Here is a 16,092-nt window from a genome sequence, read left to right as displayed (position 1 = left end):
AGCGGGCAGGGGACGCGTCACGAGGCCGGGCATCGCGACGTCAGACCCGGCTCGCCGTCGCCGTGTCCGCCGACAGCCGCTGGGCCACGTAGATCGGGAGCACGGACAGCAGCACCAGCACGGCCGCCACCACGTTCACCACCGGTGCCTGTTGCGGGCGGGTCATGTTGTTGAAGATCCAGAGGGGGAGGGTCTCGACTCCCGGCCCCGCGGTGAAGGTGGTGACGACGATCTCGTCGAAGGAGAGGGCGAAGGCGAGCAGGCCGCCCGCGAGGAGCGCCGAGCGGACCAGGGGGAAGGTGACGTCGGCGAAGGCGCGGAAGGTGTTCGCGCCCAGGTCCATCGCGGCCTCCTCGTAGGAGCCGGAGGTGCGGCGGAGCCGGGCGACGACGTTGTTGAAGACCACGACGATGCAGAAGGTGGCGTGGCCGACGACCACGGTGAACAGGCCGAGGCCGACGCCCAGCGGCTCGAGCACCGTGCCGAACGCCGAGTTGAGGGCGATGCCCGTGACGATTCCCGGGAGCGCGATCGGCAGGACGACGACGAACGAGAGGGTGCCCCGGCCGAAGAAGCGGTACCGGGCGACGGCGAAGGCGATGAGCGTTCCGAGGACCAGTGCAATGGCGGTGGCGCCGAGGCCCGCCTTGACCGAGACCCACAGCGCCTCACGGGCGCCCGCGTTCTGCCAGGCCACCGACCACCAGTGCAGGGTCAGCGCCGACGGGGGCCAGCTCGCGCTCCGGTCGGGGTTCAGGGAGTTGACGAGGACGAGCAGGAGCGGGACGTAGATCACCGCGAAGCCGAACCCGGCGGCGACGCGCAGTGCGATACGGGCGGAGCGGGACAGTTGCACGAGGCTCCTCTACAGGCTGCTCAGGGCGCCGGTGCGGCGCATCGCCAGCAGGTACAGCACGATCACGGCCACCGGCACCGTGCCGAGCGCGGCGGCCATCGGCAGGTTGAGTTCGATGTTGGAGTAGACGAGGTTGCCGATCAGCTGGGTCTTGCCGCCGACGATCTGCACGGTGATGTAGTCGCCGAGGCTCAGTGAGAACGTGAAGATCGACCCGGCCGCGACCGACGGCAGCACCATCGGGAGCACCACCGACCGGAAGGTCCGGCCGGCCCGCGCCCCCAGGTCGGCCGAGGCGTCGAGCAGATTGGCGGGCAGCTGCTCCAGCGCCGTGTGGATCGGCAGGATCATGTACGGCAGCCAGAGGTACGTCAGGGTCAGCACGGCCGCCGTCAGGCCGAACCCCGGGCCGCTCAGCCCGAACGGCTTCAGCATCCAGTCGGCGAGCCCGCCCTCGGAGAGGATCAGCCGCCAGGCGTACACCTTGACCAGGTAACTCGCCCACAGCGGGGTGAGGATGGCGACGACCAGCAGCGGTCGCCACCTGGGCCGCGCGACCCGTGCCGTGTAGAAGGCGACCGGGAAGGCGATCACCGCGCACAGGACGGTGACGGCCAGCGCCACACCCACGCTGCGCAGGATCACCTGCCGGAACACCGGCGTGGTGAACAGCTCGCGGAAGTTGTCGGTCGACCAGACCTTCACCACCTCGGAGGTGAAGGAGTTCGTCGTCCAGAACGCGGAGACGAACAGCACGGTCAGCGAACCGAGATAGAGCACCGCCAGCCACAGCAGCGGGGCGGCGAGGAGCAGGGAGAGCCTCAGGCGGGGGCGTCGGTGCAGCGCCCCCGCGGTCCGCGTCAGCAGGGCCATGCCTCAGCCCTTGATCTCGGTCCACGCCTGGACCCACTTGGCGTACGGCACGCACTTGACGTCCGTGCGGCCGTCCAGGCACTGCTCGATGGGCGTGTTCCAGAAGGCGATGTTCTTCCAGTAGTCCTCGTCGGAGGCGTGGTAGGTCGTGCAGAAGTTCTTGTCACTGGTGAGGTCGCAGGCCTTGGAGTTGGCGGGTGCCTCGCCGAAGTACTCGGCGACCTGGGCGTTGACCTTCGGCGAGACGATCCAGTCGAGCCACTTGTAGGCGCAGTTGGGGTGCTTGGCCTTGGCGGAGACCATCCAGGTGTCGGACCAGCCGGTCGAACCCTCCTCGGGGACGAAGGCCTTGACCTTGGCGCCCTCGTCCGCGGTGAGGTTGGCGATCACCTGCCAGGTGGTGCCGACCACGGAGTCACCGCTCTTGAACGCGGAGATCTCCTTGAGATAGTCGCTCCAGTACTCGCCGATGTTCGCGTTCTGCCGCTTGAGCAGGGCCACGGCGGCGTCGAACTGCTTCTGGTCCAGGGCGTAGGGATCCTTGATGCCGAGATCGGGCTTGGTCGCCTTCAGATACAGCGCCGCGTCGGCGATGTAGATCGGTGAGTCGTACGCGGTGACGTGGCCCTGGTATGTGGAGGCGTCGTCGAAGACGGCGGACCAGGACGTCGGCGCGGGGGTGACCTTCTCGGTGTTGTACATCAGCAGGTTGGCGCCCCGGCCGTGCGGGATGCCGTACATCCGCCCGTCGACGGAGTTCCAGGCGCCGTTCTTCAACCCGCTGAAGATGTCCCGGTAGTTGGGGACGAGGGCGGTGTTGACGGGGGCCGCGTCGCCGGAGGCTATGAGGCGCAGGGAGGCGTCGCCGGAGGCGGAGACGGCGTCGTACTGACCGGTCTTCATCAGCTTGACCATCTCGTCGGAGCTGGCGGCGGTCTTGGAGTTGACCCGGCAGCCGGTCTGCTTCTCGAAGTCGCTGACCCAGTCGGCCTTCGGGTCGTTGGAGCCGTCCTCGACATAGCCGGCCCAGGCGATCAGATTGACCTGCCCCTCGGTCGCGCCGAGCTTGGTGGGCGCCTTGAGATCGGGCGGGTTGAGTCCGGAGGAGGAGCCGCCGGGGCCGGAGTCGGAGGAGCCGCAGGCGGTGGCGACGAACAGGAGGGTGACGGCCGCAGCCGCCTTGAGGGTGAGGCGCACGACGTACTCCATCTGCGAGAAGGGGTTGGGAACCGTTGCCGCTGGACTTGGCGGAAGTGACTTCTGGTGATCGTGGGTGAGCGCCCGTACTGGATGTGGTGGTTCATCTGCACGCCAAGAGGTCTGCTGATGTGGGTGGGCTGCCTGCGGATTCGGGAGGGAACCGGAGTTCGTGGGTCGAATGGGTGACCTTTGCGGATGCTGCTCGTTGACTGCCGTGGACGGGGGTCTTCGGCAGGGCGGGGGTGTACGAGTGGGCGGGTCGCGGAATGTGGAGGCGTCGTTCGTGGTGCCCGGCCCGGCCGGGGTCGCGATCCGGGACCGACTGCGGGTGTCGGATGCGGACGCGGCGGTGCTCACCGAGGTCGGCGTCTACTTGGGTTCGTTGGCGGCCGGTGATCTCGCGGAGCGGTCCCGGCAGGGGCCAGGTCATGATGCGGCCTCGTGGGCGGTGCGCAAGAGGTCGCTGACGGGGACGTCGTCGGCTCGGTGGGCGGGCAGTATCACCAAGGCCAGCCATGATCAGTGGGCGCTGGCCCGGCGCGGGCAGGCCGCCCACATGGCCTGGCTGCGAGGGCAGATCACGTCCATCGAGGCGCGGCTGGCCCGGCCCTTGGGGGCCAAGGCGGACAAGCGGGACGGCCTGGTGCGCGGGTACGGCTCGCGCGCTGAGTGGCACGCCAAGTCCCGCCGCCTGCAGACGCTGAAGGCCCGCCTCGTGGGGTTGGAGGCGGACTGGGCGGCGGGCCGGGTGCGGGTGGTGCGCGGTGGCAAACGCCTCGCGAAGACCCGTCACCACCTTCAAGCGGCCGGCCTGGACGAGCAGGCCTGGCGGCAGCGCTGGCGCGCGGAGCGGATGTTCCTGACCGCAGACGGGGAGTCCGGCAAGCGCTTCGGCAACGAGACGATCCGCGTCACCGACACCGGCCGACTCTCGGTCAAGCTCCCGGCCCCGCTGGCCCACTTGGCCAACGCCCCGCACGGCCGCTACGTCCTCGACGCCCCGGTGGCGTTCCGACACCGCGGGCAGGAGTGGCGTGACCGGGTCACCGCGAACCGGGCGGTGGCCTACCGCATCCACCACGATGTGATGCGCGGACGTTGGTATGTCACCGCGTCCTGGCAGCGCGCAGCCGCTCCCGTCCTGCCGCTTCAGGCGGCGCTGGCGCGGGGCGTGGTGGGGGTGGACATGAACGACGACCACCTCGCCGCCTGGCACCTGGATGTGCACGGCAACCCGGTCGGCGAACCGCAGCGCTTCTTCTACGACCTCACCGGGAGCACCCAGCACCGGAACGCGCAGATCCGGCACGCCCTGACCCGGCTGCTGCACCACGCCCGGCGCTGCGGGGCCGCCGCGATCGCGATTGAGGACCTCGACTTCAGCGACGGCACCAGCCGCGAGAAGCACGGCCGCAACAAGCGTTTCCGCCGCCTCATCTCCCGCTTCCCCACCGCGAAGCTCAAAGCCCGGCTGGTGTCGATGGCCGCCGAACAGGACATCGTCGTCGTCGCGGTCGACCCCGCCTACACCAGCCGATGGGGCGCCCAGCACTGGCAGAAACCACTGACCACCCCACGACGCACGATTTCCCGGCACGATGCGGCAAGCATCGCGATCGGGCGACGCGCCCTCGGACATCCGATCAGGCGACGGACGACACCGCCCCCGCATCACCGGAGTGATGGTGCGGGGCATCGGACCGTCCAGGCCCGACCGGAGATTCGTCGGCGTGAGGGACCCCGCCCCCACATTCCCGGACCGCGCACCGGATGCGCGCCGCCCGGCAGTGGAGCGAAAGCGGGCGACCAGGGTGCCCAACACCGTTCGGGACACCCGGCTGAGCATGCGTTCTGGCAACAGGACCCACTCTCGCTCAGTCTTTAGGAACGGTCAGTCAGTGGTGGGCACCGCGACGGCATGCCGCCTGTGCCATTGCAGTCGCACCCGGGCACCCCGGTACCCGGCCACGTCCTCGGACGACGTCTCCAGGTTCTGCTGAAGGGCGGTGAGGCGGCCGCCCCCGTCGAGGTCGACGAGGAAGCGCGTGGCGTCGCCCAGGTAGACCACCTCGGCGACGGTCCCGGTGACAGAGGCGTGTTCCGGCTCGTCCGGCTCCGCGGACTCCTTCAGGATGCGGATCTTCTCGGGCCGGACACTGTAGGTACCCGGCACGCCGACGATCCGGCGGGCGGTGTCCCCTTCGAGGAGATTGGACGTGCCGACGAAGGACGCCACGAAGGGCGTCGCGGGGCGTTCGTAGATCTCGGCCGGGGTACCGACCTGTTCGATACGGCCCTGGTGGAAGACGGCGATACGGTCGCTCATCGTCAGGGCCTCCTGCTGGTCGTGGGTGACGAGCACGAAGGTGATGCCGACCTCGCGCTGGAGCGCCTTGAGCTCGACCTGCATCTCCTCCCGCAGCTTCAGATCGAGCGCCCCGAGCGGCTCGTCGAGCAGCAGCACCCGGGGACGGCCGACGAGGGCCCGGGCGAGAGCGACCCGCTGGCGCTGCCCGCCGGACAGCTGCGCCGGACGCCGTCTGCCGAAGCCCTCCAGACGCACCTCGCCGAGTGCCTTGCGCGCCCGCACCGCCCGCTCCGCCCTGGGCACCCCCCGGACCTTGAGCGCGTAGGCGACGTTCTGCTCGACACTCATGTGGGGGAAGAGGGCGTAGTCCTGGAAGACGGTGTGGACGTCCCGCTCGAAGGGTGCGAGGCCGGTGACCTCCTGTCCGGCGAGCTCGACGCGGCCCTCGGTGGGGGTCTCGAAGCCGGCGATCAGGCGCAGGACCGTGGTCTTGCCCGAGCCGGAGGGGCCGAGCATCGAGAAGAACTCCCCGTCCCGGATCTCCAGGTCGATCCCGGCCACGGCGGTCGTCTCCCCGAACGACTTCCGCAGGTGGTGCAGCCGGATCGCGCTTCCCTCCATGGGCGGGAACCTTTCTGGCTCGCTCGAGAGTTGACCGATAGACCGGAAACATATGAAGTCATAGTTCCAATCTCAAGGGCCCCTTGGGGTAAAGTTTGAGTCAACGTGCAAGGTGGTGGCCGTGAACCAGCAGCGCATCGACGGCGGCGCCCGCAGAGCCGTCTTCGCCCCGGTCGACAGCAGGGCGCGGGTGGACGCGGTCGTGCGCCGGATCGGCGACGCCATCGAGCTCGGGCTGCTCGGCGACGGTGAGCAGCTGCCGGGCGAGAGCGAACTGGCCGGTCAGCTCGGCGTGTCCACGGTGACCCTGCGGGAGGCGCTCATGGCGCTGCGCCAGCAGGGGCTCGTCACCACCCGCCGGGGCCGCGGCGGCGGCTCCTTCGTCTCGCTGCCCGAAGCCCCGGGCGAGGAGCGGCTCAAGGTCCGTCTGCGCGGCTGGAGCACCGAGGAACTGCGTGACCTCGGCGACCACTGGGCCGCCCTGTCCGGTACGGCGGCGAGGCTCGCGGCCGAGCGCACGGAGCCCGAGGACCTCGTACAACTACGGCGGACGGCCGGGGAGTTGACGCAGGCTCAGGACGCGGCCGGGTGCAGTCGCCTCTACGGCCGCTTCCATGTGGAGCTGGCCGCGGCCGCGCAGTCGGCGCGGCTGACCCGGGAGCAGGTCGCCCTGCAGACGGAGGTCGGGGCACTGTTGTGTCTTGTGCTCGGGGACGGCGAATATCGTGAAGAGGTGTCCGAGCGACTCCGTTTCGTCATCTCCGCCGTGCAGGATGGGGCCCACGAATCGGCCAGGGAACTGGTCGAGCGATGCGTGCGGGAGTCCACGGCACGGCTGATCGCCCTGCGTCTGTCGCTGTAGCCGCCTCGCTCGAACGGTCCCCGTCCGCTGGAGGGCAGCCATGGGCCTCGCGACGGCAATGCTCGACAAGGCACCGGAGGAGTCGGTCGCGGCGCGGGTCCGCTCGGCCGTGGAGACGGTCTTCGACGCCGTGGCCGCGACCCGCGCGGACACCACGGCCCTGCTGGAACGGGTGACCGCCGAGGGCCGCCGCCCCGCCACCGTGGACCTCGCCACCCTGCGCCCGGGTCTTCATCTACGGCTCGCCCGGCACGAGTTGGTGTCCGGGGTGGGCTTCGTCGCCGCCCCGGGACTGCTGACGGACGTACCCGCGTGGCTGGAGTGGTGGCAGACCGGCTCGGAGGGTGACGTACGGCCGCTGCTGCTCGACCTGGACCCCGAGCACTCGGCGTACGCCGACTACACCCACTGGGACTGGTTCGCGCTCCCCCGTGACACCGGGGAGCGGGCGGTGGCCGGGCCGTATGTCGACTACCTCTGCTCCGACGAGTACAGCCTGACGCTGTCGGCGCCGGTCGAGGTGGCGGGCCGGTTCGCCGGGGTGGCCGCGGCCGATGTGTACCTACGGCACTTCGAGGCGGCCGTGATGCCGATGCTGCACCAACTCCCGCGCCCCGCCCGTCTGGTGAACGCCCGCGGCCGGGTCGCCGCCTCCACCGACCCGCGCCGGCTGGTCGGTTCCCTCGACAAGGGCCCGGACTTCGCGGGGGCGTTGGCGACAGGGAGGCCCGGGCGGGCCGACGGGGTGCGGCTGGTGCCGTGCGAAGGGGTGCCTTTGGTGCTCGTGGTGGCGGAGTGAGCCGCGAGGGGCGGCACCGTGGAACACCCGTGCTCCACGGGGCCCGACATCTACTGACGAGGCGCCGTCGACGACCTGAACGCCGACGGTGCCCGTCAGACCTGGGGGGTGGGGACCACCGTGAGGTGAGTCGCCGCGCGACGCGGGCGACGCCGGGTGGGAGCCGTGCGGAGCACCAGGGTCAGCCGGGTGTAGCCCAGGTCGCGCAGGGTGCGCGGGGTCTCGTCGACGATCCGGCAGTCCGTGGCGCCCCAGCGCGGGTCGGGGTGCACCAGCGGGCGTACGGAGCCGTCGTGCTCCACGGCCCGCTCGCCGACGGCGCGGATCCAGTGCGGCAGTCCGTGCCGGTAGGCGGCGTCCATGATCGGGTCCTGGGCGATGTCCCGGCGGATCGCCTGGATGCCGTGGTCGTGGCCGTGCCGCTCCACCGCGGCCGCGAAGTGCGCGAGCATCGGCAGACACCAGCGCGACTCGTGCTCGCCGAGGACACTGCTCGCGTCCGGGTGAAAGAGGACGAACCGGAGGAAGTTGTCGCCCGGCATGGCCGTCGGATGCGGACCCACGGCACGGAAAAGTGACGCGAAAGCGGCGTTGGCGAGGACGACGTCCCAGCGGTGGTCGAGGACGACGGACGGGAAGGGGACGGCTTCCAGGAGCGTGGCGTAGTCCTGAAGATACGCCTGGGCTTCGAGCCCCTCGGGGACGGGCCGCAGTTCCGACCGCTGCCCACCTGCCTGATATGCCATCGGGAGGTCACCCCTCTTGCCTATGCGGCCTTCACGCGGCGCCTTGATCCTGCTTCCCCGGAGCGAGCCGTGTCAACTATCGTGGCATTCCGTAGCGGTTGACGGCTGAAATTGGCCACAGTTGTGGCGACACCTGGATGTGAGTTCGAACAACGGGCTACTCTCCGGGAAGTTCACGGCGACCGCCTGTGACCAGTCGGGTGAGAGACGTAGGAGATCTGTCGGTGTCGGATGGCTTCGAGAGCCCGGACGACGCGGCAACGGTCGTGCTGACGGCCGTCGTCGCCCGCGTCACCGCACTCTCCGACCGGCTCGGCGTGCCGCATGCGCAGGTCTTCGACACCGGTCGGCTGTCGGTCGCCTCCGGTGTCCCCGAGCCCGTGGTCAAGGCCCTGCTGAGCGGGCGCCCGGCGGGTGAACCGGACGTCCAGGCGCGGTTCCTGCAGCGGCTCGACCTGTTGCGGCGCACCCGGCTCAAGCCCAACGGGCGCAAGTACACCCAGCAGGAGATCGCCGACGGCGCGGGCATGTCCCGGCAGCAGGCGGGTGCCCTGATCAACGGCGACCGGCGCCCCACCATGGAGCACTGCGACGCCATCCAGCGGTTCTTCCGGGTGCACGCCGGGTTTTTGACGGCCGAGGACCCCGAGGCGCTCGCGGGTGCGCTCCAGCACACCGAGCAGGAGCTCCTGCACAAGCTCGCCGACCGGGAGCGGGAGGCCGCCGCGGCCGCCCGCGACCCGTTGGAGCGGCTGCTCCAGGACCACGGCGTCCGCGGGATCGCCTGGCGGGCCGCGCAGCTGCCCACCGACCAGCACCGTGACAAGGTCGCCGAGTGGCTGGACATGCTCCTGGAGAGCGTCAAGCGGCCCGAGTCCTGATCCGGGAGACAACTGTGGGCATCGGTAAGCACATGCGCCGTCTGAGCGGCGAGTTGGTGGCGGAGCTGGAACTCGACGCCCCGGCACGGCCCGAGGACCTCTACGGCGCCCTGTGCGACGCGATGAGCAGACGCCGGGGCCGCCCGGTCCACTTCCGTACGGCGCCCTTCCCGCCCGGCACGGCCAGCGGGCTGTGGCTCGACATGGCCGACCAGGATCTCGTGGTGATCGAGGAACGCACCGCCCCGGACCACCAGTTGGTGATCCTCGGCCACGAGCTGTGGCACATGAACGCCGGCCACTGCTCCCACCACGTCGAGGGCGCCGCGGTCGCCGCCCGCCTCCTCAGCGACGACGCCGATCTCCAGGCCACGGTCCGCAAGGTGGCCGCCCGTAGCCGCTTCGAGCTCGACGACGAGGGGGAGGCGGAGAGCTTCGGCCTGTTACTGGCCAGCAAGTGCCGGACCTGGCTGGCCGGTTCGTCGCTGCGAGGGCCGGTGCAGCGGGACCGTCTGGCGGGACGGATCGAGGCGTCGCTGGGCTATCTGGGCCCACAGGGCTGAGCCCCGCCCCGACGTCACGTCGCGCTGCGTTCGCTCGCCTCCCTCAGATCACGCTCCCCGCGCCGTGCCCGCGAGGTGCCGGGGCCGCCGTCCCGGAGCAGTTGCCTCCAGTGGTCACGGCTCCAGTCCGCCGGAGCCGTGGTCGCCGTGAACTCCTCGACCAGCGAGACGAACCGCGTGGGATCACTGTGGAACGGGAAGTGACCGGCGCCCTCGAAGATCTCCAGGCGGCTGCCCGGCATCGCCTCGTGCGCCCCGAAGGCGTGCCGGACGGGTACCACGCTGTCCCGGTCGCCCCACAGCAGCATGGTCGGCATGCCCTCGGTGAGGTAACAGCGGTCGAGCATGGTGACGACCTGGCCACGCCAGTCGACGACCGCGCGCAGGGTGCGGATGAAGGCGTTGCGGGAGGTCTCGTCCGGGAGCGCGTCGACGAGGTTGAGCAGATCCGGGGCGTCCTGGCCGAGGTCGGTGTCCAGGAGCTTCATCAGGCGGATGCCGAGGCCCACTTGGAGCCGCATGCCGGGCAGCCGCAGCGAGGACAGCATGAGGTGGGCGCCGGGCAGGGAGACCAGCCGCAGCACGGGGTTGACCTCGCGGCCCACACCGCCGGCGCTGACCAGGATGAGCCGCTCGGTGCGCTCGGGGAACTGGTAGGCGAACTGCATGGCCACTCCCCCGCCCAGTGAGTGCCCGACCAGGGTGGCCGACTCGATGTTCAGGGTGGTGAGCAGATCACGGACGCCGTTGGCGTACGCGGCCACCGAGTAGTCGGCCCGCGGCTTGTCGGAGTCGCCGTGACCGAGCAGGTCGGGGGCGATGACGGTGTGGGTGCGGGCGAGGTCGGGAATCAGCTCGGCCCAGGTCGCCGAGGAGTCACCGATGCCGTGGATGAGGACGAGCGGCGGGCCCGTGCCCGCCATGCGGAAGGCACGGCGGTAACCGTGCACCACGCGGTACTGCAACTCCAGTTCCGCCTCGCCCACCGAGCGCAGCCGGACGGCGCGCACCGGGCGCCGGCGCGGGTCGTCGACCATGCTCGCCTCCCGTTCACCCGGCCGCGGATCAAGGCGGCCGAAAGCCCTCCCTCCCAGCGTAGGACTGCTTTCCCACCAGTGGTTTCGGGGAGGTTTCGCCTCCGCTAAGCGGGCGAACGCAGGGGCGCGCAAGCCGGATTGTCAGTGGTGGACGGCAAGCTGGAGATGCACGCCCGTACGGGCTGCGAACCGACGCGCCCCGGCCGGGGGTGCGACCGACGCCGACTTGGGGAGAGCCGCCGATGCCCACCGCCGTACTGACCGACCGTGAGCGCACCGCCGTCCAGGCCTATCTGCGGCTGTTGCACACGGTCCGAGCCGCCTTCGACACCGCGGCCGGCCCACCCGACACCGCCCGACCACCGGTCGTCCCGCCGGCGGTCCTCGCCGAGGCCGAACAGGCCCTGGCGGACGCGGGCCTCGCGGGCAACGAGGAGGCGTTCTTCAGGCTGCTGCAGAGCTGGTGTCCACCGGAGTCCTAGACATTCGACCCGCGCCGCGCGCTCAGGCGTGCGGCACGGTCATCGATGTGGCGACCAGGCCGCCCTGGACCATCCAGCGGCCCTCGAGGACACCGCGGCGCTCGCCGCCCACCAGCGGGCCGGGGACGAGGAGTTCGGCGCGCAGAGCGCCTCCGGAGGGCCGTGCGGGGTCGACGAGGATCTCTATGTCGGCCTCGGCGAAGTCCAGCCACTTGCCGGTGAGCGGGAACCACGCCTTGTAGACGGACTCCTTGGCGCTGAACAGCAACCGGTCCCAGTGGACCGCGGGGTACGTCACGGCGAGTTCCCGCAGCCTGACCCGTTCCCCCGGCAGGGAGACACTCTCCAGCACGCCTTCCGGGAGCGGTCCGTGGGGTTCGGCGTCGATGCCGAGGGAGGCCAGGTCGGCGGTGCGGACCAGGGCGGCGGCGCAGTAGCCGTCGCAGTGGGTCATGCTGCCGGTGAGGCCCGCCGGCCACCGCGGGGCGCCGCGTTCCCCGGGCAGGACCGGCTGCGGCGGCACCCCGAGCTTCTCCATGGCCCGGCGGGCGCAGGCCCGCACGACGGTGAACTCACGTCGGCGTTTGGGGACCGCCGAGGCGACGAGCGCGGCTTCCTCGGGGTACAGCGTGATGTTCGCCGGCTCGTCGTGACCGTGGACCTCGACGGCCACCACCGAGTCCGGCAGGAGTTCCTCGATCACAGTGCGCCGACCTCCCTGGGCACGATCCGGCGCAGCCGTCCGGGCGGCTCCGGCCGCTTGCGCCACTCCCGCGGGTAGCCCACCGACACCTCCTCGAAGCGGACGCCCTCGTGCCAGGTGGTCCGCGGGATGTGCAGATGGCCGTAGACCATGGTCTCGACGCGGAACCTGCGGTGCCAGTCGGCGGTCAGCGTGGTGCCGCACCACATCGCGAACTCGGGGTACCACAGGACGTCCGTCGGGTGCCGGTCCAGCGGGTAGTGATTGATCAGGACCGTGGGCAGGTCGTCGGGGAGCGCGGCGAGTCTGCGCTCGGTCTCGGCGACCCGGGCCCGGCACCAGGCCTCGCGGGACGGGTAGGGGTCGGGGTGCAGCAGGAACTCGTCGTTGCAGACGATGCCGGTGCCGTGCGCGTACTCGAGGCCCTGCTCCTTGGTGGTGCAGCCGGGCGGCAGGAAGGTGTAGTCGTACAGCAGGAACAGCGGGGCGACGGCGACGGGACCGCGGGGGCCGTCCCAGACGGGATAGGGGTCCTCGGGGGTGAGGACGCCGAGTTCCCGGCACATCTGGACGAGGTGCTCGTAGCGGGCGACCCCGCGCAGGGTGACGGTGTCCTTCGGATGGGTCCACAGTTCGTGGTTGCCGGGGGCCCAGACGACCTGACGGAAACGGCCGGCGAGGGTCTGCAGGGCCCAGCGGACGTCGGCGACGGTCTCGGCCACGTCACCGGCCACCAGGAGCCAGTCGTCGTCGGTGTCGGGGCGCATCCGCTCGACGAGGGAGCGGTTCTCGGGATATCCGATGTGCAGGTCACTGATGGCCAGCAGCTGGGCCGCACCACCGGCCGTAGACGTCACCTCTCGCCCCCTCCGAGCACGCGGGTGGGACCACGAGATCACATTTGTTTTCCTGGTACAAGAGTGGCCCGGGCGGCGGAGTTTCATGATCGGAAATTCCGTAACACGGGTGTTGCACGCGTGCCCTCCGGAAAGCCGTATGATCGCCCCACCACCACCGCTCTGAAAACTTCCCCTTCGCAAGGGGCTGTTTGGTGACCCTCCAACCACCCTGCCCGGGCACGGGCCTGCTTCGCCCTGCCCGCAAACCCGAAAGGCGGCCTGCATGCTCTCTCGCGTACGCGTCTGGCTCAACCGCACGTACGCGGAGAACGTGTTCTTCATGGATCAGTTGCGGCGAAATCCCAGCGCCAGAGCCGTCGAGATCCATGCGACGCACGGAGACGCCGACTCGCCCGTGCTGGCCGCCGCGGACACCGCCGAGCTGGAGCCGGAGGGACTGTCCCCGGCCGGCTATGTCGAGTTCGCCCTCGACCAGTGCCAGCGGCGCGGCATCGACGTGTTCGTGCCCCGCCTGCACCAGGCGGCGATCGTCGCCCATCGTGCCGACTTCGCCGCGATCGGTACGGCGCTGCTCGCACCGCCGCCGGAGGCCGTCGCCGTCTTCCATGACAAGGTCGTCGCCTACGAGGCGGTCCAGGCGGTCGGCGTTCCGGTGCCGCCGTGGTGGCGGGTGCGGACCGCGGACGAGCTGGTCGCGGCCGTGGAGGAACTGGAGGCCGGCGGTCACAAGGCCTGCTTCAAGCCCGCGTCCGGCGCGGGCGGGGTCGGCTTCCGGATCATCACACGCGCACCCTTCTCGCTCGCGCAGCTCAACGGCTTCCCGGGCCCCTACGTGTCGCTCGACATGGTCGTGGAGGCGCTGAAGGAGGCCGAGGAGCGGGTGGACTGGCTGGTCATGCCGCGTCTCGAGCAGCCGGAGGTGTCGGTGGACACGCTCACCGGTCCCGACAACCGGGTGCGGCTGGCGATCGGCCGCACGAAGAACGGGCGGCGGCGCGGGTTCACGCAGGACGAGCAGTGGCTGGAGCCGGCACGGCTGGTCGCCGAGGGGTTCGGGCTGCACTACCTGTCCAACATCCAGTTCCGGATGTTCGGTGACCGGCCCGTGCTCATGGACGTCAACACGCGGCCCGCGGGCGGGCTGCACCAGCTCTCGCTGTGCGGGGTCAACGTGCCTTGGGCCGCTGTGCAGTTGGCGCTCGGTGAGGACACCGGGGTGATCGAGCCGCCGTTCCTGGGGCAGGACTACACGGTGGTGTCGGGGCTCAGGCAGTTGCGGCCGGTGTCGATTCCGGCTCAGCGGGAGGTTTCCGAGCCGTTGCCCGCGGTGCCCGCGCCTGCGGCTGCTGAGCCTGTTGTTGTTCAGGCGGCGGGTCAGGTACTGCCGCTTTAGGTTGTCTGCCGGGCGCGGGTCGTCTGTGGCTTGTCGCGCAGTTCCCCGCGCCCCTGGGCAGGTTCAACTTCCGTCAGTTGTCTTGACAGGTCGATTGGTCCATACCAACTTGGTTGCGCACCCCCGCTGCACTCCCCTGCAGCTTTCTGCACTCCCGAACACCCCCATTTCTTCAGGGAGATCGCGTGCGCAACCCACTCAGACGTTCCAGACTTCTCGCTCTGCTCGGCACCGCAGCCCTCGCGCTCGCCGGTGCCGTCGCTCTGCCCGGCACGGCCCAGGCGGCCAACGTCCTGACCAACCCCGGCTTCGAATCCGGGAACCTCTCCCCCTGGACGTGCACCGGCAACCTCGGCTCGGTCGTCTCCTCGCCCGTGCACGGAGGCGCCAAAGCCCTTCAGGGCGCGGTGAGTTCGAGCGACAACGCCCAGTGCAGCCAGACCGTCGCCGTCCAGCCGAACACGACCTACAGCCTCAGCGGCTGGGTGCGCGGCTCCTACGTCTACCTCGGCGTGGACGGCGGCGCCTCCACATGGACGACCTCCCCGTCGGCGTACAGCCAACTCACCACGACCTTCACCACCGGCGCCTCGCAGACCAGCGCCACCGTCTACGTCCACGGCTGGTACGCCCAGGGCACCTACTACGCCGACGACATCAGCCTCGACGGGCCCGGCGGGGGCGGCGGTTCGGACACGCAGGCGCCGAGCGCGCCGACCGGACTCGCCACCACGGGCAAGACGTCGTCCAGCGTGTCCCTGAAGTGGAACGCCTCGACGGACAACGTGGGCGTCACGGGCTACGACATCTACAGCGGCTCCAACAACGTCCTCACCGTCTCCGGGACGTCCGCCACCGTCAGCGGTCTCTCGCCGAGCATGGCGTACACCTTCACCGTCAAGGCGCGCGACGCGGCCGGGAACACCTCCGGGGCCTCCAACTCCGTGAGCGTGACGACCGACGCGGGCGGCGGGGGCGGCACCGGCTTCAAGCAGGCCGCGCCGTATCTGTACGAGGGCTGGGGCGATCCGCCGAGCCCGAGCACGGTGATGAGCGCGACCGGCGTCAAGTGGTTCACGATGGCGTTCGTGCTGGACTCCGGTGGCTGCAACCCCGCCTGGGACTCCACCCGGCCGCTGACCGGCGGTGTCGACCAGACCGCCATCAACCAGATCCGGGCCGCCGGAGGTGACATCGTCCCGTCGTTCGGCGGCTGGCAGGGCAGCAAGCTCGGCGCCAACTGCTCCTCCGCGAGCGCCCTCGCGGCCGCACTCCAGAAGGTGATCGACGCCTACTCGCTCAAGGCGATCGACATGGACATCGAGAACAGCGACGAGTTCGAGAACGAGGCCGTGCAGGCGAGGATCCTGACCGCGCTGAAGACGGTCAAGGCCAACAACCCGGGCCTGAAGACCATCGTCACCTTCGGCACCTCGACCACCGGCCCGACCTACTACGGCAACCGGCTCATCGAGCAGGCGCAGTCGCTGGGCGCGAACATCGACGTCTTCACCATCATGCCGTTCGACTTCGGCGGCGGCTCCGACATGTACGGCAGCACCGTGAACGCCACGGAGGGGCTGAAGGCCAAGCTGAAGTCCACCTTCGGCTGGGACGACGCCACCGCGTACTCCCACATCGGCATCTCCGGCATGAACGGCCTCTCCGACCAGCAGGAGAACACGACCCCGGCGATCTGGACCCAGATCCGTGACTGGGCGAACTCCCATCACATCGCCCGGCTCGCCTTCTGGTCGGTCAACCGCGACCGGCCGTGCCCGGGCGGCGGAGTCGTCAGCAACTGCTCCGGCATCAGCCAGAGCAACTGGCAGTTCAGCTCGATCACGGCCGACTTCACCGGCTGAGGACGCACGAGGTCCCCGGCGCCGCCGTGCGGCTGCCGGGGAC

At 70.3% G+C, this 16,092-nt stretch carries 16 protein-coding genes; 8 read left to right on the top strand and 8 right to left on the bottom strand.

What is annotated here, in order from left to right:
* Positions 1 to 40 precede the first annotated feature (40 nt).
* From BFN33_RS15050 to BFN33_RS15040, 3 genes are read right to left on the bottom strand one after another with little or no spacing between them, the layout of a single operon-like run.
* Complete coding sequence (locus BFN33_RS15050) at positions 41 to 856, bottom strand: ABC transporter permease (RefSeq protein WP_069760526.1); 816 nt, start codon at positions 854 to 856, stop codon at positions 41 to 43.
* 9 nt (positions 857 to 865) lie between these two features.
* Positions 866 to 1,729: an ABC transporter permease gene (locus BFN33_RS15045; RefSeq protein WP_069760525.1), complete on the bottom strand. Its 864-nt coding sequence runs from the start codon at positions 1,727 to 1,729 to the stop codon at positions 866 to 868.
* Positions 1,730 to 1,732: 3 nt separating this feature from the next.
* On the bottom strand, positions 1,733 to 2,938 hold the full coding sequence (locus BFN33_RS15040; RefSeq protein ID WP_069760524.1) for an ABC transporter substrate-binding protein: 1,206 nt from the start codon (positions 2,936 to 2,938) through the stop codon (positions 1,733 to 1,735).
* Between the two features lie 241 nt (positions 2,939 to 3,179).
* Between BFN33_RS15040 and BFN33_RS15035 the strand changes: the two genes are divergently transcribed.
* Positions 3,180 to 4,814: a transposase gene (locus tag BFN33_RS15035; RefSeq protein WP_256122760.1), complete on the top strand. Its 1,635-nt coding sequence runs from the start codon at positions 3,180 to 3,182 to the stop codon at positions 4,812 to 4,814.
* A 6-nt stretch (positions 4,815 to 4,820) separates the two neighbouring features.
* On the opposite strand, the gene BFN33_RS15030 is transcribed toward BFN33_RS15035, so the two are convergent.
* Positions 4,821 to 5,858 carry an ABC transporter ATP-binding protein gene (locus BFN33_RS15030; protein ID WP_069760523.1) on the bottom strand — a complete coding sequence of 346 codons (1,038 nt, stop codon included), beginning with the start codon at positions 5,856 to 5,858 and terminating at the stop codon, positions 4,821 to 4,823.
* A gap of 121 nt (positions 5,859 to 5,979) precedes the next feature.
* Between BFN33_RS15030 and BFN33_RS15025 the strand changes: the two genes are divergently transcribed.
* Both BFN33_RS15025 and BFN33_RS15020 read left to right on the top strand, forming a co-directional pair.
* Positions 5,980 to 6,720, top strand: coding sequence for a FadR/GntR family transcriptional regulator (locus BFN33_RS15025; protein WP_069760522.1), 741 nt, complete (start codon positions 5,980 to 5,982; stop codon positions 6,718 to 6,720).
* Positions 6,721 to 6,760: 40 nt separating this feature from the next.
* The gene (locus BFN33_RS15020) at positions 6,761 to 7,519 is read left to right on the top strand and encodes a cache domain-containing protein (protein ID WP_069760521.1); all 759 of its coding nucleotides are present in this window, start codon (positions 6,761 to 6,763) and stop codon (positions 7,517 to 7,519) included.
* Positions 7,520 to 7,614: 95 nt separating this feature from the next.
* Here BFN33_RS15020 and BFN33_RS15015 read toward each other — a convergent pair whose 3' ends face one another.
* Positions 7,615 to 8,265 carry a hypothetical protein gene (locus tag BFN33_RS15015; protein WP_069760520.1) on the bottom strand — a complete coding sequence of 217 codons (651 nt, stop codon included), beginning with the start codon at positions 8,263 to 8,265 and terminating at the stop codon, positions 7,615 to 7,617.
* Positions 8,266 to 8,489: 224 nt separating this feature from the next.
* Between BFN33_RS15015 and BFN33_RS15010 the strand changes: the two genes are divergently transcribed.
* Both BFN33_RS15010 and BFN33_RS15005 read left to right on the top strand, forming a co-directional pair.
* Complete coding sequence (locus tag BFN33_RS15010; RefSeq protein ID WP_069760519.1) at positions 8,490 to 9,146, top strand: helix-turn-helix transcriptional regulator; 657 nt, start codon at positions 8,490 to 8,492, stop codon at positions 9,144 to 9,146.
* A gap of 32 nt (positions 9,147 to 9,178) precedes the next feature.
* Positions 9,179 to 9,709, top strand: coding sequence for a toxin-antitoxin system, toxin component (locus tag BFN33_RS15005; RefSeq protein ID WP_069760744.1), 531 nt, complete (start codon positions 9,179 to 9,181; stop codon positions 9,707 to 9,709).
* 14 nt (positions 9,710 to 9,723) lie between these two features.
* Here BFN33_RS15005 and BFN33_RS15000 read toward each other — a convergent pair whose 3' ends face one another.
* Complete coding sequence (locus BFN33_RS15000) at positions 9,724 to 10,746, bottom strand: alpha/beta fold hydrolase (protein ID WP_069760518.1); 1,023 nt, start codon at positions 10,744 to 10,746, stop codon at positions 9,724 to 9,726.
* A 242-nt stretch (positions 10,747 to 10,988) separates the two neighbouring features.
* On the opposite strand from BFN33_RS15000, the gene BFN33_RS14995 reads away from it, so the two are divergent.
* Entirely contained in the window at positions 10,989 to 11,228 is a 240-nt protein-coding gene (locus BFN33_RS14995) for a hypothetical protein (RefSeq protein WP_057610106.1), read from the top strand.
* A 22-nt stretch (positions 11,229 to 11,250) separates the two neighbouring features.
* Here BFN33_RS14995 and BFN33_RS14990 read toward each other — a convergent pair whose 3' ends face one another.
* Together BFN33_RS14990 and BFN33_RS14985 are read right to left on the bottom strand one after the other, a co-directional pair.
* The gene (locus tag BFN33_RS14990) at positions 11,251 to 11,931 is read right to left on the bottom strand and encodes a 4'-phosphopantetheinyl transferase (protein ID WP_069760517.1); all 681 of its coding nucleotides are present in this window, start codon (positions 11,929 to 11,931) and stop codon (positions 11,251 to 11,253) included.
* Positions 11,928 to 12,788, bottom strand: a complete 861-nt coding sequence (locus BFN33_RS14985) for a metallophosphoesterase (protein ID WP_069760516.1) — start codon at positions 12,786 to 12,788, stop codon at positions 11,928 to 11,930. Before BFN33_RS14985 ends, BFN33_RS14990 begins: the two co-directional genes overlap by 4 nt.
* Positions 12,789 to 13,053: 265 nt before the next feature.
* Between BFN33_RS14985 and BFN33_RS14980 the strand changes: the two genes are divergently transcribed.
* Together BFN33_RS14980 and BFN33_RS14975 are read left to right on the top strand one after the other, a co-directional pair.
* Positions 13,054 to 14,184 (top strand): ATP-grasp domain-containing protein, encoded by a 1,131-nt coding sequence (locus tag BFN33_RS14980; RefSeq protein WP_069760515.1) that lies wholly within the window; start codon positions 13,054 to 13,056, stop codon positions 14,182 to 14,184.
* A 185-nt stretch (positions 14,185 to 14,369) separates the two neighbouring features.
* Positions 14,370 to 16,049, top strand: a complete 1,680-nt coding sequence (locus BFN33_RS14975; RefSeq protein ID WP_069760514.1) for a carbohydrate binding domain-containing protein — start codon at positions 14,370 to 14,372, stop codon at positions 16,047 to 16,049.
* The last annotated feature ends 43 nt before the right edge of the window (positions 16,050 to 16,092 follow it).

This window comes from Streptomyces sp. LUP47B (assembly GCF_001746295.1).
In the GTDB taxonomy this organism is placed as follows: domain Bacteria; phylum Actinomycetota; class Actinomycetes; order Streptomycetales; family Streptomycetaceae; genus Streptomyces.
This window is presented reverse-complemented; position numbering and strand designations above follow the sequence as displayed.